Raw genomic sequence first — 15,370 nt, 5'->3', positions numbered from 1 at the left:
TTATTAAGAAATATAGTATCCTTATGAAGGATATATTGATAAGTATTAGTATCTTTCGATAACGATTCGAGGAGGTTCTCACATGACCCTCAGTCAGGTTGTCAGCTTCTAAGAGCGGCTGTTAAGCCCGCTCTACCTCTCCTTTCTCTGTCCTGGTGTGCCTGTTGTGTACGGCCCAGGTCTGCTTTGTGTTTTCCAGCTACGCAGCTCTTACGGTTTTTTTGTGTTGAGCACATTCTCTTGCCTCATTCTTTATGAGAGTTTGCTTGTATCTGGCTTCTTCAGGGAAGGAAACCGGTTTATGTCTCATGAGTTTCAGCGTTATCAGCGCCTGCTTATGATCTATCTCAGGCCACAATGGCGACGTGTCCTCTGTTTATTATTCTTTGTTTGTGCTGGCATTGCCCTTTCACTCATCAATCCTCAGTTGCTGAGCTCTTTTATTGATGCTGCCATTGCAGGTAAGCCCCTGTCTAGCCTCCTGCTGCTAGCTGGCTTCTTTCTGGCTGTAGCTTTTATAAAGCAGGTGACCGTTCTGATTGAGGCGTATGTAGCAGAGAATATCGCGTTAAGCACGACCAATCGACTACGAGCGGATCTCATGTTGCACTGTCTCCAACTAGATTCAGCCTTCCATACAGTGCATACCCCTGGCGAATTGATTGAGCGTGTCGATGGCGATGTGAGTTCCTTGAGCAATTTCTTCTCTCGCTTTCTTGTCTCGCTGCTGGGAAATCTCTTATTGCTCCTGGGGGTACTTCTATTGCTCTATGTCATTGATTGGCGGATTGGTCTGGCTTTGAGTGGCTTTACCCTGTTCTCTCTCATTGTCTTTGACCGTTTGCGTAACATTGCCTCAACGGCATGGCAGGATGAGCGCCAGGCCAGCGCTGAGCTGTTTGGCTTTTTAGAGGAGCGGCTGGCCGGGACGGAGGATGTTCGTTCCAGTGGGGCTACCACTTATATGCATTATGGCCTGGCTGCCCGTTCACGTCAGCGTCTGCTGAAGCTACGGAGAGCGATCCAGCTGAATTTTGCCAGTTGGGGTCCGGCGACAGTGTTGACTGCTCTTGGGACTGCATTGGCTCTGTTGCTGGGGAGCTATCTTTTTCTCAACAAGAGCATCTCAATTGGAACCGTCTATCTCATCTTTAACTACTCTCTGTTGCTGAACACCCCGATTGAGCAGATTGTCAATCAGATCCGTGATCTGCAACAGACGACTGGCAGTATTAACCGTATCCAACAGCTCTTTGATACGACCAGCTCGCTTCAGGATGGTGAAGGGGCTCCGTTACCTCCAGGTGCCCTGGCCGTGGCTTTTCAGGACGTTACATTTGGCTATGTTGAGGATCTACCAGTGTTGAAGCAGCTTCAACTGTTGATTCCCGCAGGAAGTATTCTTGGCCTGCTGGGACGAACGGGAAGTGGTAAGAGCACGCTGAGCAAGCTTCTGGTGCGCCTGTATGATCCACTACAAGGGAGTATTCAACTTGGAGGCGTTGATCTGCGCAGTTTAAAGCAGGATGAACTGCATGCACGGATTGGGATTGTGACGCAGGATGTACATATTCTGCATACGACCGTGCGCAATAATCTGACGCTCTTTGATCCAGCGATTCAGGATGAGCGTATTCTGGAGGTTTTAGAGATGCTTGGACTGAGCTCCTGGTATCATTCGCTGCCGAAAGGTCTGGAGACACGCCTGGCTCCAGGAGGGAGCGGTCTTTCAGCGGGGGAGGCGCAACTGATCGCATTTGCCCGCGTCTTCCTGAAAGACCCCAGCCTGGTCATTCTAGATGAGGCCTCGTCTCGCTTAGATCCTGTTACCGAGCGATTGTTGGAACAGGCTATTGATCGTTTATTAAAGGACCGAACAGGGATTATCATTGCGCATCGACTGGCCACAGTGCAGAAGGCAGATCATATTCTCATTTTGGAGCAAGGAGCCTGCAAAGAATATGGCGAGCGCCAGGCTCTGGCAGCTGATCCTGCCTCTCACTTTGCACATTTATTACAGGCTGGTTTAATGGAGGTGCTGGCATGAAGGTAAAGACACTCTTTCGCCTTGCTACCTATGATCCAATCTTATATATCATCAGCGGACTCTTGAATGGGATTCTATTCTATCTTATCCCACTCCTACCCGGGCTGGTGATTCAGCGTTTGCTAGATACACTGACTCATGGGACTGTGACAGTGACGAGCCTCTGGAGCTTTATGATACTTCTCGTCGTCATTGCCCTGGTGCGTGCGGCTACCCTTTTTATAGGAGTCAGTGCCGAGTCTACGCTAAATATAGTGTCAGCGAGTTTACTGTGCCGTAACCTCTTTGCGCATATTTTGCAGAGGCCAGGGGCTCAGGCCTTGCCCTCGTCATCTGGTGAAGCCATTAGCCGTTTTCGCAATGATACTGATGCTGTTGGAACATTTATGAGCTGGATCTTTGATCCATTGGGTCAACTGATCGCTTTTAGTATTGCGCTGGCGATTCTTATTAGCTACTCCCCATTTATCACCCTGGCTGTGTTTCTGCCATTGCTGCTGGTGCTGGCTGTGGTGAATTCGTTCAAGCAGCGTATTCGTCAGTATCATGCTTCAAATCAAGAGGCTATTGGGGATATCACTGGTCTGCTAGGAGATGTCTTCGGGGCTTTCCAGCTCTTTAAAGTTGCCAGAGCCGAGAGGAATGTCGTGGCTTATTTTCAGTCACTGAATGAAATTCGGCGACGGGCGGCGCTTAGAGACAAGCTGTTAAGCCAGTTTATTGATACGCTCTCGAATAATGCGGCTGACCTGGGGACTGGATTAGTCTTACTTGTTGCCGCCCAATCGATGCGCAGCCGGGGCTTTACCCTGGGAGATTTTGCCCTGTTTGTCTCGTATCTAGGCTGGCTCTCACTTATCATTAGCTTCTCTGGCAACTTCTTCGCCAAGTTTAGCCAGATGAGCGTTTCGCTGGAACGTTTGTGGGAGCTACTTCAGGGGGCACCGAAGCTCGAACTGACCGCTCATAATGAGATCTATATAAGAGGCGAGAAGATTCCCCCACTCACCTTCAGCCCTAAGCAATCCACCGATCGGCTTGAGCTTCTAAAAGTGGAGGGACTGAGCTATCATTATCCTGGGAGCGAGCATGGAATTCAGCATATCGATTTTCAATTGCCGCGAGGATCATTTACGGTGATCACGGGGAGAATTGGATCGGGTAAGACAACACTGTTACGGGTTTTACTGGGATTATTGCCACGAGATGAGGGCGAGCTCTACTGGAATAGTCAGATTGTAGATGATCCGGCAACCTTTTTTGTTCCCCCGCGTTGTGGCTATACTTCTCAAGTGCCTCGGCTCTTTAGTCTCTCGCTACGAGAGAATATTCTGCTGGGGCTACCTGAACAGGAAGTAGACCTGGTGGGAGCCATCCAGGCGGCAGTTCTGGAGCCAGATGTATGTGAGCTTGAGCAGCAACTGGAGACTAGAGTTGGTCCCCGTGGCATCAAGCTCTCAGGTGGACAGATTCAGCGCACAGCAGCAGCGAGAATGTTTGTACGCGATCCTGAACTATTAGTGATGGATGATCTCTCCAGCGCACTTGATATTGAGACGGAACGGCAGCTCTGGTCACGCTTTACACAGGGTATGACACGGTTGGCCGTCTCTCACCGACGAGCAACGTTAGGAGAGGCCGATCAGATTATCGTCCTCAAAGATGGGAGAATCGAGGCCGTAGGGAGGCTAGCTGAATTATTAGCCACATCCCGAGAGATGCAACAACTCTGGAATGCAGAGGTGATTGATCAGGAGGAGATACCCGCATAAAAAATGGAGACAATGGGGCCTGGGCGTATATGCCCAGGCCTCGGGATCATGGATCTTCGACTATCGAAAGCCCTCTTGCACTCTCCTTGACACGCCTATGCGCTTGATCGTTTAGACACCTCGAATGAGCAAGGTAACCGCAGTCATGATAATACCCAGAGAAGAGCCAGCGATCACCTGACCGAGAGTATGCCGTTTGAGGACCACGCGTGACCAGTCTACCAGGATGACCAGCAGAAAGGCCGGTAGGATGACAACCCCATACAGCATCGTCAGCATCGTTGAGACCGCCGCAATTGAAGCTGCATGCATGCTGATCTTCCACCAGAAGGTAATGATCATCATGAGCGCGCTGGTAAGAGCAGTCAGGACTAAAATCGTAATCAGATCCTTTGGTCCATTGGCAAACGATAATATAAGGGCCCCGACCAGACTGGAACCAATAATAAACAGAAAAGGTCCAGTGCGTTGAGAACGATCACTTACGTCGATATCCGTAAATTGTCCAGTGCTGACACCAATCAAAATATAGAGCAAGGGTCCGATACTGAGAAATAAGAGCGTCACACCAGCATACTGTAAAGCGGCTGGATTGGGATGATAGAACGCGACCAGAAGAATAAGAGGTAATGAGATCGTCGCAGGTGAAAAAATAGTGGAGATAAAACGAGCGAACTGAATATAAAAAGGTTTGGACTTCGTAGGCATGCTTGCACTTTCTTCGCTCTCAAAGAGAGCTAAATTATCTGACATTATTGTCGTACAACCTCCCAAAAGAACGTAGCTACATTTCAACACCGATCAACACCGACTTCTGACTGCCCGCGCCCTGGATAAGAGCAGCAAGCAGCCATTAAAGAGAGCCCGGAGATGAGATCTCATCTCTGCAAGAGGGCTGGCACAGAAGAGAGAGGGCCAGGAATAGCCTTGCCTTGCTCTCTCTGGGGCCGGGCCTTTGCACCTTCAGTAAGGAGCCTGCCGAGCTGTAACGGGATAACCAAGCACAGTCGTGGCAACCTGACTAAAGCTTTCTGTATCTCCACTGCACCAGATCTGGGTCTTGCCATCCCTCATAGTCGCTGGATGGCTCATATCTTCCGCATCAAGTATAGCATGTGTGCGGCGAGCGATAGCTTTTCCACTATCAATAACCTGCACCTCCTTGCCCACAATGCGTTCAATAGCTGGTCGTAAGGCTGGAAAATGAGTGCAACCCAGAACCAGCACATCGATCTGCTGAGCGAGTAAAGGATCAAGGGCGTGACGTAGAATCTGATCAACCTCAGGGCCTTCGAGCTCTCCTCGCTCCACCAGCGTAACCAGTTCGGGGCAGCCAACGGAAAAGACCTGAATACCAGAAGCAAAATCTTCAATCAGATGTTGTAGATAGCTCGCCCTGGCTGAACTATTTGTTGCCGCAATCCCGATTCGTCCCTGCTTTGTGAGCCGAGCGGCGGGTTTAACGGCGGGGACCACGCCAATGAAAGGGATCGAGAACGTTGCTCGTAGGGTAGACAGAGCCGCTTGAGATGCCGTATTGCAGGCCACCACAATCAGTTTCACCCCCTGCTCAATCAGAAACTGACAGGCATTGAGCGACAGCTCCGTAATCTCTTCCTCGGTACGTACTCCATAAGGGCAGTTGGCAGTATCACCAAGATAGATAAAATTTTCGTGAGGAAGCTGTTTCTGAAGGTCTGAGAGGATTGTCAGGCCACCGGCTCCTGAGTCAAACACACCAATAGGAGCCAGAGAACGTTCTCTCTGCCTGTTTGGTACCTCACCATTGCGTGCATAGAGCAGTGGGCGCTGATGGGCTTCACCTCGATTGGTATCATAGATGGAATATATACTGCGTTCGGCATCGCGTGCGGGATACACATCGCGCGTCTCAGCCTCTTCTTCGATGCTCCAAATTTTCATAAGCGATTCTACTCGGTTGATTTCTCTCATTAAATGGATGACAAATGATGAAATTCGCGCTGCTCGCCAAACACATGGCGCAACGTATCGCTGATCTCACCGAGAGTGGCATATGCTTCCACCGCAGCGATAATCAGGGGCATGAGATTCTCCTGCCCGGTTGCTCCATGTTCAAGAGCGCGTAGGGTTCTGTGTACAAGGTTAGTATCACGTCGCTGGCGTAGCGCCTGTAGCCGGGCCACCTGCTGCTTTTCAACGGCTTCATTGACGCGTTGGAGCACAGGTTGCGACTCTTGTTCACTCACAAAACGATTGACTCCAACAACAATCTTTTGTTCCTGTTCCAGTGCCAATTGATACTGATAGGCAGCCTGTTCAATCTCCGCCTGCATAAAGCCAGACTCAATAGCGCGGACGCTGCCACCCAGTTCAGCAATTTTGTGGAGATAGTCCCAGGCTTGAGCTTCAATCTGATTGGTCAAAGACTCCACATAATAGGAGCCAGCCAGAGGATCAACCACATCGGCCACGCCAGTCTCATAAGCGAGGACCTGCTGTGTACGTAGAGCCAGACGAGCCGTCTCCTCATTGGGGAGCGAGAGCGCCTCATCCTTACTATTAGTGTGGAGAGACTGTGTGCCGCCCAGAACAGCAGCGAGAGCCTGATACGCTGTGCGCACAATATTATTATCGGGCTGCTGTGCCGTTAAGGTTGAGCCAGCGGTCTGGGTATGGAAGCGAAGCATCATCGAGCGTGGATCCTGAGCCTGAAACTGCTCGCGCATAATCTGAGCCCACATTCGGCGTGCGGCTCGGAACTTGGCGGCCTCTTCAAACAGATTGTTATGGCTGTTAAAAAAGAACGAGAGCTGTCCCGCAAATGCATCGACATTCAGGCCAGCCTTCAGGGCCGCTTGAACATAGCTGATCGCATTTGCCAGCGTAAACGCCACTTCCTGTACGGCGGTCGCCCCTGCCTCACGAATATGGTAGCCACTGATACTGATCGTATTCCAGCGTGGTAGCTCATCTGCGCAATAGCGGAAGATATCCGTAATGATCCGCATGGACGGTTCAGGTGGATAGATATACGTTCCGCGTGCAATATACTCTTTAAGAATATCGTTCTGGACCGTTCCTGAGAGCCTTGCCAGTGGGACCCCCTGTTTTCTCGCCACAGCGATATAGAGAGCGAGCAGAATGCTGGCAGTAGCATTAATAGTCATGGAAGTACTCACGCGCTCAAGAGGAATCCCATTGAACAGCGTCTCCATATCTTCCAGGCTGGAGATCGAGACACCAACTTTGCCCACTTCCCCCTGTGCCAGAGAATGATCGGCATCATAGCCCATCTGGGTTGGAAGATCAAAGGCAACGGAGAGACCAGTCGTGCCCTGCGAGAGGAGATAGTGATAGCGTTGATTGGACTCTTCAGCGGAGGCAAAGCCAGCATACTGGCGCATCGTCCAGAGGCGAGAGCGATACATGCCAGGATGGATGCCGCGAGTAAATGGATACTCGCCTGGATATCCCAACTGTGTTTGAGTATTGAAGGCGCTCAGATCTTCTTCTGTAGAGAGATCTGGGATCTCGTTATCAGCACTGGTAACAAATTTTTCCTGCCTTTCAGCTCCCTTGCTGAGAGCTTTACGGGCAGTTGTTTCGCGCCATTCTTTGGTACTTTTACTTGTGGGTAGATCCATGACACACCTTCCCTTCTTTATGTACCGTTGGCATTATAACATATCAGAAGAGTTGCGCCTATTATCAACAGCGGAAAAAAGCAGGCAGTAAAAGGCTCTAAGATATGTCAGTGGATGCCAGCACGACTGACATATTAATTATTGTGAGCAGCCTGAGCTGTAATTGACACGAGGAGCTGGCCCTGCTCAACGGTCTGTCCTGTCTGGACGCGGAGCTCATGGACGATTCCAGAGATAGGAGACGTGAGATCATTCTCCATCTTCATCGCCTCGAGCACAGCGACCGTTTGACCTGCGTGGACCGCTGTGCCCACATCGACCAGGAGCTTCACAACAAGACCCGGCATTGGAGCCTGAACCCTGGCACTCTGACTGGCCTGAGAACGACTCACATTGGCTAATTGTCTGATCCGTTCATCTTCGACCAGCACCTCAAAGCGTTGGCCTGCCAGAAGGATCTCATAGCGCTGTTCAAGAGGGGCATCTACGGACTGAAGACGGCGAGCAAAGATCTCATATGAGCGATGGTTGAGCAGAAGATGATAGCGACCGCCGGTTAGTGATTGCGTAAAGAGAGGAAGGAGCTGTTGCCAGACGATGGAATGTGGAACAGTATCCACGAGAACCTGCTGCGATTGTGAGCCAGATTCCTCTACTGCAACGGTATAGCTGTGTTTATTGTGAGTAACAACGTACGCCATAGAAGCATCTATCCTTTGGTGATGTTTGATGATCGACAATGATATCTCAACGACACATGAGCATTGTATCATGTGGCGATAGCAACTTGCTCATTGCCGAGCCTATATCTATAAGTATTTTATACGTATCTTCTACACCCAGGCATTGAGGATGCTTCACCATTCAATAATAATAAATTATGTATAAGTAGTGAATAGCTGTTTTGGGTATGAAAAGAGTGCCTATGGAAATAATTCTAACAATCCTCTAACACTTTTCCTATATGGCTCTAACATTGGATGTGACATACTGTGTGAAGAGAAAAGAGCACTGAGAGGTGGGGTGAGTGTACAAGGCAGCAGGAGCCAGCGTTGGGCGTTGGTGAGAGCAGCATAAGAAGGGTAGAAGTGCCATTCAAAGTTCTGCAAGCACGAGACAAGAGGATATGGACGTGGAGCAAAAGCAATCGAAATTATCCCAGAAGGGGCAGATCCACTCTGCGCAGACGCCACCGCGGTGTGCGAATTGCGATATTGATATTCTCTGGTCTCCAACAGTAGTTGAGGAGACGACCTATTGTTGCACAGGTTGTGCTGTAGGTGGACCTTGCTGCTGTGACTACTCTCTCTACAGCTCAAAGAATATCTCAGGAGTCATTCACTATGGCCCTGAGGAAGAAGTTTTGAAAAAATCTTCTGATTGACAATAAGCTTCATTGAGGAAAGGAAGTGTACATCGTGGCACAGATTCGTCCTATTGGAGATCGTGTGGTTGTAAAGCCAGCGGCTAAAGAAGAAGTTACGAGAAGCGGAATTGTTATTCCTGATACTGCCAAAGAGAAGCCCCAGGAGGGCGTGGTGATCGCTGTTGGTAATGGCCGTTTGCTGGATAATGGTGACCGCGCTGCAATAGATGTTCACACTGGTGATCGTGTGTTATTTGCCAAGTATGGCGGTACCGAGTTCAAGCTGGACGGCGAAGAGTATCTCGTCCTTAAAGAGAACGATATTCTGGCAATTGTCGGCTAGTTGTCACTAGTCTGGGCTTGCACTATCTTCTGCATTCAGCCGAAAAGAGGCGTCTGTATAAGATAGGTGAAGGGAAGGAATAAACTTAGTATGGCTAAACAGCTTATATTTGATGAAGAGGCTCGACGTTCCCTTAAAAAGGGTATTGATATTCTGGCTGGTGCCGTAAAGACAACGCTGGGACCAAAGGGCCGCAACGTTGCTCTCGACAAAAAGTTTGGTGCTCCTAATGTAACGCACGATGGTGTCACCGTTGCCAAAGAGATTCAGCTTGAGAACCCCTTCGAGAACATGGGTGCTCAGTTGCTGAAAGAGGCAGCAACCAAGACCAACGATGTCGCTGGTGATGGCACCACGACTGCAACCGTTCTGGCTCAGTCCATCGTCAACGAAGGTCTGAAGAACCTGGCTGCTGGCGCAAATCCCATGCAGTTAAAGTTTGGTATTGATCGCGGTACCGAGGCCATCGTCGCTTATATTCGTGAGATGGCGATTCCAGTCGAAGGCAAGAAAGAGATTGCTCAGATTGCTTCGATCTCTGCTGCCGATGAGCAGATTGGCGATCTGATCGCTGATGTCATGGATCGCGTAGGTAAAGATGGTGTGATCACCGTTGAAGAGTCCCGCGGCATCAACTTCGAGACTGAGTATGTTGAAGGTATGCAGATTGACAAAGGCTACATCTCTGCTTACTTTGTTACTAACTCTGAGAAGATGGAAGCCACTCTGGAGAATCCCTACATCCTGATCACGGATAAGAAGATTAGCGCTGTCCAGGATATCCTGCCAGTAATTGAGAAGATTGTCCAGCAGGGTCGTCGCGAGATCGTAATTATTGCTGAGGATGTCGATGGCGAGGCTCTGGCTACGCTGGTCGTCAATAAACTCCGCGGTATCATCAACGTCCTGGCCGTAAAAGCTCCTGGCTTTGGCGATCGCCGCAAAGAGATGCTGAACGATATCGCTGTGCTGACCGGTGGTCAGGTGATCAGCGAAGAGATGGGCCGCCGCCTGGATAGCGCCACGCTGGACGATCTGGGTCAGGCTCGCCTGGTTACCTCTCACAAAGAAGACACGACGATCATCGAAGGTCGTGGCGATTCTCAGGAGATCCAGGGCCGCATCCATCAGATTAAAGCCCAGATCGAAGGCACCACAAGCGACTACGATCGTGAGAAGCTCCAGGAGCGCCTGGCGAAGCTCTCTGGTGGTGTTGCCATCATCAAAGTTGGTGCTGGTACCGAGGTTGAGCTGAAGTATCGTCAGACCCGCGTTGAGGATGCGCTTTCCGCAACCCGCGCCGGTGTTGAAGAGGGTATGGTCCCTGGTGGTGGTGTTGCTCTCTTGAATGCCAGTGCTGCTCTGGATAATGTGAAACTGACTGGTGATGCTGCAACCGGTGTGGCGATTCTGCGCCGCGCCCTTGAGGAGCCCATCCGTCAGCTGGCCGCCAATGGTGGTCGCGATGGTTCAGTCGTAGTTGAAGGTATTCGCCGCGCTCAGAAAGAGCACAACAACAATCATATCGGCTACAACGTCTTGAATGACACCTATGTCGACATGTTCGAAGTTGGTATCGCTGATCCTGCCAAGGTGACCCGTTCGGCTCTCCAGAATGCTGCCAGCATTGCTGCTATGATCCTGACCACCGAGGCCCTGATCACCGATCTGCCCGAAAAAGAGAAGTCTGCTGCGCCAGCAATGCCTGAGTACTAAGCCAGTACTTAGCCCTTTGCCTGAGCGTAATGCTCAAGCGGCCCACCATTTATTGGTGGGCCGTTTTTTTCCATCGTGTGCTGATTTTTCTGATCTGGTCCGGCGTACCTATGAAAGAAAGCGGATTGAATTTAAGATCGGCTGAATGTATTTTTTTTGAGCCTCCTGATATATACTCTCTTTCATGATGCTATTGATGTTATAATAGCTTTTGTTGCGTTGGACGGTGATCACTATCAGGTGATACTGTACATTGTTTTTGTCTTGAAACGTTGCTTCTTGCTGCGACCATGGGATGCCACCTATGGTTGGTTGCGGCTGTGCACTGGAGATGGTCTGGATATTGTGGAGATCACTATATTGGGAGAGCCCTTGAATATACGCCGCATTAAGATCGTTGGCGCTATTGATCTGCGTGGATGCCCTGGTTGAGAAGTGCTGTAAATCTATGACGATCATGGCGCTTCCATTCTGACTGGGCGATTTAAGCGGAAGATCAGCTGGCTCACTGGCTTGATTTAGGGGGCCTGCTGTCCAATCGGCGGGATACTGAAGGGAGAGATTAAGCGTCGTATCTTTAACCGTCTTAAAGGGAGTGTCTGTGGCAGGTGTTGCGCCGGTAGTCAGCTGCTGGCTGACTGGATTAGCAGCGGTTGAAGATGCTTTTCCTGTCCCATAGAGGAAGCCTAATGTTGCCAGAGAGCCTAGCAGGGGGGTCAGAATGACCAGGGCCAATAAGATGAGCGGCTTTTTAAGTCTGCGTTGTGCAATCTCAGGAGCACTGGACTGTTGCAAGGGGGGCTGTTGCGATGCTGATAAGGATGGTGAAGTTGTCTCTGGCCAGGGCGGCGCACCTGGTGGGAGATACGAGAAGTTCTGTTGGCTCTGTTCCATGGTCAGGCCTGCCCCACACTGAGGGCAGCGCTGCGCGGCACCTGTTACTTCAGTAGCACATTGAGCACACTTCATATAATTTCCCCTCTTTTTCAGCCCGAGCATGTTTACATTTCCGTTGCCTATCCACGAGGGCTCTGTTTGACTTTTCTTATCTCTCTCCTCAGTACAGTAAACCTCTACCTTGATTACTACATATATATTTAAAATAGTATGAAATATACTGTTAATTGTCAAATCGGTCTTATGGATGTGCTATGCATGATGATTTTTCTGCCAGAGAATTATATTATGTGTGTATCTCTATGATTTGATTCAAAAAACCATTTTGATTGAGAGAACAACCTTTTTCACACTGAGCGAACCGTCTTTTTGAATCATCGGTCGATAATTGTAACTCGGGTAGGTTTTCAGGCAGTTTATTTCTGTGGAGATTGAGCGGAGATCGGTTCTGGTGAAGGAATGGAAAGTTGAAATGGTTTGCCAAAGCGGCGGCGGATAAGCATAGCCAGCGCAGGCCAACCGTCCTTCCAGGGGGAGAGCTTTTTTTCGGTGCGTGGGTGATAACGAATGGGGACTTCAACAATGGTATAGCCAGCCAGGAGTGTGCAGGCGGTGATCTCTGGTTCAATCTCAAAGCGCCGCCCTTGCATTGGAAGCGAGCGGGCTAAGGCTAATGGCAGGAGCTTATAGCAGGTCTCCATGTCATGAATCTGGCTCCCGTAGAGGAGATTGGTAAGTGTGGTAAGAAAGCGATTTCCCCAACGGGTAGTTCGTTTCTGGCTTGAGAGATCGCGATATCCATACACAACCACTTTCTGTTGCTTGCTGGTTGCATGATGCCATTGAGTGACCAGCACTGGCAGGTCCATTGGATCATACTCTAGATCGGCATCCTGGACAGTAATTAAATCGCCTGTTGCCAACTGAAAGCCGGTGCGGAGCCCTGCCCCTTTCCCTTGATTGCGTACATGGCGAACATACTGATAGCCGTCAAATGGTGGCTGTTGGCGCAGTTGTTCGAGAATCTGCCAGGTGCGATCAGTAGAGGCATCGTCTACCACCACTACTTCGAGATCCAGTGGGACACGTGTGAGCGACTCCAGCACCTGAGCGATAGTTTTCTCTTCATTATAGACTGGTACAATCACAGAAATACGCATCTCTTGCCACCTTGCCTGGGAGAGTTAGAAGAGACAAGTCGTTAAGAAGGGCCCCTTCATCCAAAGAGAGAAGAGATCTCTCCTCTCTTCCTAGTGTAGCAGTGGTCTGGAATGATACAAGAGAATAGACTTATTCGCGCCAGATTTGAATCGTTCCATCGGTTAAGGCGACAATTAATTGTTTTTTGGCAAAATGGAGGGCACTAATCTGCCAGGGATGATAGAACTTCTGCAATAATTGTCCTGTCTGGATGGACCAGAGATCGATAACACCTTCGTTAATCTCACTATCTTCACGAGCGACTGCCAGCCATTCTCCATCAGGCGAGATTGCCAGCCTGGCATTGCCACCCATATTTCCACTCTGGATCTCGCTATATGTCCCTGTCCGTGTATCACAGATGCGTATCTGCTTGCCTGTATAGGTAAAGGCCAACATATTGGCGTTGGGAGTAATAGCATAGGGGGTTGTGCACTCATCGCAGCGTCCAACTACTATCGTATCCGCGATCTGTGGCATTTTTTTGCTGAGCAGCTTATTCTTTGGCGAGAGATCCCAACGGCGGACAACTGCCTGCTGATCTTTCTCATTGGGGAGCTGAGCACAGGAGAATGTGACGAGCGTCTGAGCGTCTTGAGAGAGTGCCCGCATCCGAATGGCCCAGAATTGTCGCTTTTCGACACTCTCTTCGGAGCAGATGAGCGGATCAGAGAATTTTTTTGCGCTGCTCCCTATCGTGTAGCTTAACACATCGGTGCTGCGCACCCCCCAGGAACGTGGGGCTTGAATATCTTCGGCAAGATAGGGCAGGGCCATCTGAGCTATCCGCTTGCCATCAGGTGTTACTTGCAGGGTAACATCGAGCGAATAGTGGGCTGAGACGGCGCGTTCTTGTAAGGACTGGCTCCAGAGAAGCGTTCCGCTATAGGCATCCCAGATATGGAGGCCAAGCCGGCCCCAGCCAGCCAGCAGAGAGCCAGCTTCCGAGAAACGGAGGTCTCGGAGCGATTCAACCGTGAACGCAGGATCACTGGCAATGTTTGTGGCCTCTGTTACCTGATCCTCAATCAATTGCCAGAGGATGCCAGTGCCATCCAGTGAGCCAGCAGCGATCAACATCCCCTGGACTGTTGGAATGCTACTGAGAGCAGAGAGTACTCCGATACGGCTGCGAATCAGCGGACCAGCGTGTAAAGGGCCGCGAGAGCTAAACATACTCAGGCCTGAGAACTCATCCTCAGTAGCAGCGTCAAAGCGTTTGGGGTGAACAGAGGGTCGGGCAAAGCCACGTTTGCGCAGATCGATCACCCCACCAATGATCGTATCATAGCTCTGACGTTGTTCAGGATCGCTTAAGACCGCATAGGCGCGGTTGATCCGCTTCATCTCTATAGCCCCTTCTGGTCCTGCAAGATCAGGGTGGAAGCGGCGAGCCAGTTGTCGGTAGACGCGCTTCAACATATCACTATCTGCGTCTAGAGGGACGCCGAGAATTGCATAATAATTTTCAGGTGTATCCATTAAAGATAATGTTGCGCTCTGGCGAGCAGAAACGCCGCCTCCTCTTGTGTAGTATTGAGTAGAGATAAAGAACTTAACGTTATTATGCTATCACAAAAACTCCTCCTGGTTACAATGGCTCGATCTCTTTGAGCGAACTTAAAGGGAGACGATGCGTGTGCGTGGGCGCTCGTTTTTTACGGTGATGCGGCGTATGGCCCACATATACCAGGTAGCAAAGGTGCGATAGGGTCGCCAGAGCTCGCCCCGATCGCGAGCCTCAATCCGGGTTGGCCGCTCGGGCAATTGATAAGCAGTCTTAATCCCTTCTAAAAAGCCCAGATCATCAATAGGGAGGACATCGGGGCGACCAAAGGTAAAGATGAGACTCATCTGGGCCGTCCAGATGCCAATGCCTTTGACCGCCGTCAGTTGATTGATAACCTCCTCATCGCTTAACTCTGCTAATTGAGCGAGTTGAAGTTGTCCAGTCGTAACATGTTCAACAAGATTGCCGATATAGCGAGCCTTGGGTGTTGAGAGTCCAAGAGAGCGAAGGGCATCGAAGTCCAGGGTGGCTAGAGCTTCAGGGGTAACTTTTTGCCCTGGCAGAGCGGTTCGCACGCGATTCATAATCGCATCTGCGGCCTTCACGGAGATCTGTTGAGAGATAATGGCATCGATCAGAGCATTAAAGATATCGGGGTCAGGCTGGAGAGTGCAAGGGCCAACGAGTTGGATCGTTTCACGCATAACTGGATCAATATCGCTTAAGTAGGTTGTGGCTGCGGTAATCACATCCTGGAAAGGGATCTGCATACTATACCTCTCTGTTTTACGTTAAAGCCTGTTGTGAAGAGAGTATAGGCGTTTGAAGAACATTTGTCCAGTCACAAAAAGGATGCTTGCGCTCAAGCATCGTCTCGACCTTGAGCGCAAGCA

12 protein-coding genes are annotated in these 15,370 nt (G+C 50.2%); 4 read left to right on the top strand and 8 right to left on the bottom strand.

Going from position 1 to position 15,370, the window contains the following annotated elements; all coding sequences use genetic code 11:
• Window positions 1-301 precede the first annotated feature (301 nt).
• Together EL628_RS19290 and EL628_RS19285 are read left to right on the top strand one after the other, a co-directional pair.
• The gene (locus EL628_RS19290) at window positions 302-2,047 is read left to right on the top strand and encodes an ABC transporter ATP-binding protein (protein WP_126581538.1); all 1,746 of its coding nucleotides are present in this window, start codon (window positions 302-304) and stop codon (window positions 2,045-2,047) included.
• Window positions 2,044-3,819 carry an ATP-binding cassette domain-containing protein gene (locus tag EL628_RS19285; RefSeq protein ID WP_126581537.1) on the top strand — a complete coding sequence of 592 codons (1,776 nt, stop codon included), beginning with the start codon at window positions 2,044-2,046 and terminating at the stop codon, window positions 3,817-3,819. Before EL628_RS19290 ends, EL628_RS19285 begins: the two co-directional genes overlap by 4 nt.
• Before the next feature lie 111 nt (window positions 3,820-3,930).
• Here EL628_RS19285 and EL628_RS19280 read toward each other — a convergent pair whose 3' ends face one another.
• The 4 genes from EL628_RS19280 to EL628_RS19265 all read right to left on the bottom strand — a co-directional run bounded on the left by EL628_RS19280 (window position 3,931) and on the right by EL628_RS19265 (window position 8,146).
• Window positions 3,931-4,527: a phosphatase PAP2 family protein gene (locus tag EL628_RS19280; protein ID WP_126581536.1), complete on the bottom strand. Its 597-nt coding sequence runs from the start codon at window positions 4,525-4,527 to the stop codon at window positions 3,931-3,933.
• A 255-nt stretch (window positions 4,528-4,782) separates the two neighbouring features.
• Window positions 4,783-5,742 (bottom strand): glutamate racemase, encoded by a 960-nt coding sequence (murI, locus tag EL628_RS19275; RefSeq protein ID WP_161975614.1) that lies wholly within the window; start codon window positions 5,740-5,742, stop codon window positions 4,783-4,785.
• Between the two features lie 29 nt (window positions 5,743-5,771).
• On the bottom strand, window positions 5,772-7,445 hold the full coding sequence (locus EL628_RS19270) for an acyl-CoA mutase large subunit family protein (RefSeq protein WP_126581534.1): 1,674 nt from the start codon (window positions 7,443-7,445) through the stop codon (window positions 5,772-5,774).
• A gap of 134 nt (window positions 7,446-7,579) precedes the next feature.
• The gene (locus EL628_RS19265; RefSeq protein WP_161975613.1) at window positions 7,580-8,146 is read right to left on the bottom strand and encodes an acyl-CoA carboxylase biotin carboxyl carrier protein subunit; all 567 of its coding nucleotides are present in this window, start codon (window positions 8,144-8,146) and stop codon (window positions 7,580-7,582) included.
• Window positions 8,147-8,863: 717 nt separating this feature from the next.
• Between EL628_RS19265 and groES the strand changes: the two genes are divergently transcribed.
• Together groES and groL are read left to right on the top strand one after the other, a co-directional pair.
• Window positions 8,864-9,154 carry a co-chaperone GroES gene (groES, locus tag EL628_RS19260; protein ID WP_126581989.1) on the top strand — a complete coding sequence of 97 codons (291 nt, stop codon included), beginning with the start codon at window positions 8,864-8,866 and terminating at the stop codon, window positions 9,152-9,154.
• 90 nt (window positions 9,155-9,244) lie between these two features.
• Window positions 9,245-10,870 (top strand): chaperonin GroEL, encoded by a 1,626-nt coding sequence (groL, locus tag EL628_RS19255; RefSeq protein ID WP_126581532.1) that lies wholly within the window; start codon window positions 9,245-9,247, stop codon window positions 10,868-10,870.
• A 108-nt stretch (window positions 10,871-10,978) separates the two neighbouring features.
• Here the strand turns inward: groL and EL628_RS19250 are convergent, their stop codons facing one another.
• From EL628_RS19250 to EL628_RS19235, 4 genes are all read right to left on the bottom strand, one after another.
• A complete protein-coding gene (locus EL628_RS19250; protein WP_126581531.1) occupies window positions 10,979-11,839 on the bottom strand; it encodes a hypothetical protein in 861 nt (286 codons plus the stop codon).
• Window positions 11,840-12,183: 344 nt separating this feature from the next.
• Window positions 12,184-12,927 (bottom strand): glycosyltransferase family 2 protein, encoded by a 744-nt coding sequence (locus EL628_RS19245; RefSeq protein ID WP_126581530.1) that lies wholly within the window; start codon window positions 12,925-12,927, stop codon window positions 12,184-12,186.
• A 130-nt stretch (window positions 12,928-13,057) separates the two neighbouring features.
• On the bottom strand, window positions 13,058-14,449 hold the full coding sequence (locus tag EL628_RS19240) for a DnaJ domain-containing protein (RefSeq protein ID WP_126581529.1): 1,392 nt from the start codon (window positions 14,447-14,449) through the stop codon (window positions 13,058-13,060).
• 138 nt (window positions 14,450-14,587) lie between these two features.
• Window positions 14,588-15,247 (bottom strand): DNA-3-methyladenine glycosylase family protein, encoded by a 660-nt coding sequence (locus tag EL628_RS19235; protein ID WP_126581528.1) that lies wholly within the window; start codon window positions 15,245-15,247, stop codon window positions 14,588-14,590.
• Window positions 15,248-15,370: the final 123 nt, after the last annotated feature.

The organism is Tengunoibacter tsumagoiensis (assembly GCF_003967535.1).
Taxonomy (GTDB): domain Bacteria; phylum Chloroflexota; class Ktedonobacteria; order Ktedonobacterales; family Ktedonobacteraceae; genus Tengunoibacter; species Tengunoibacter tsumagoiensis.
The sequence above is the reverse complement of the archived record's forward strand: the minus strand, read 5'-3'. Positions and strand labels throughout refer to the sequence as shown.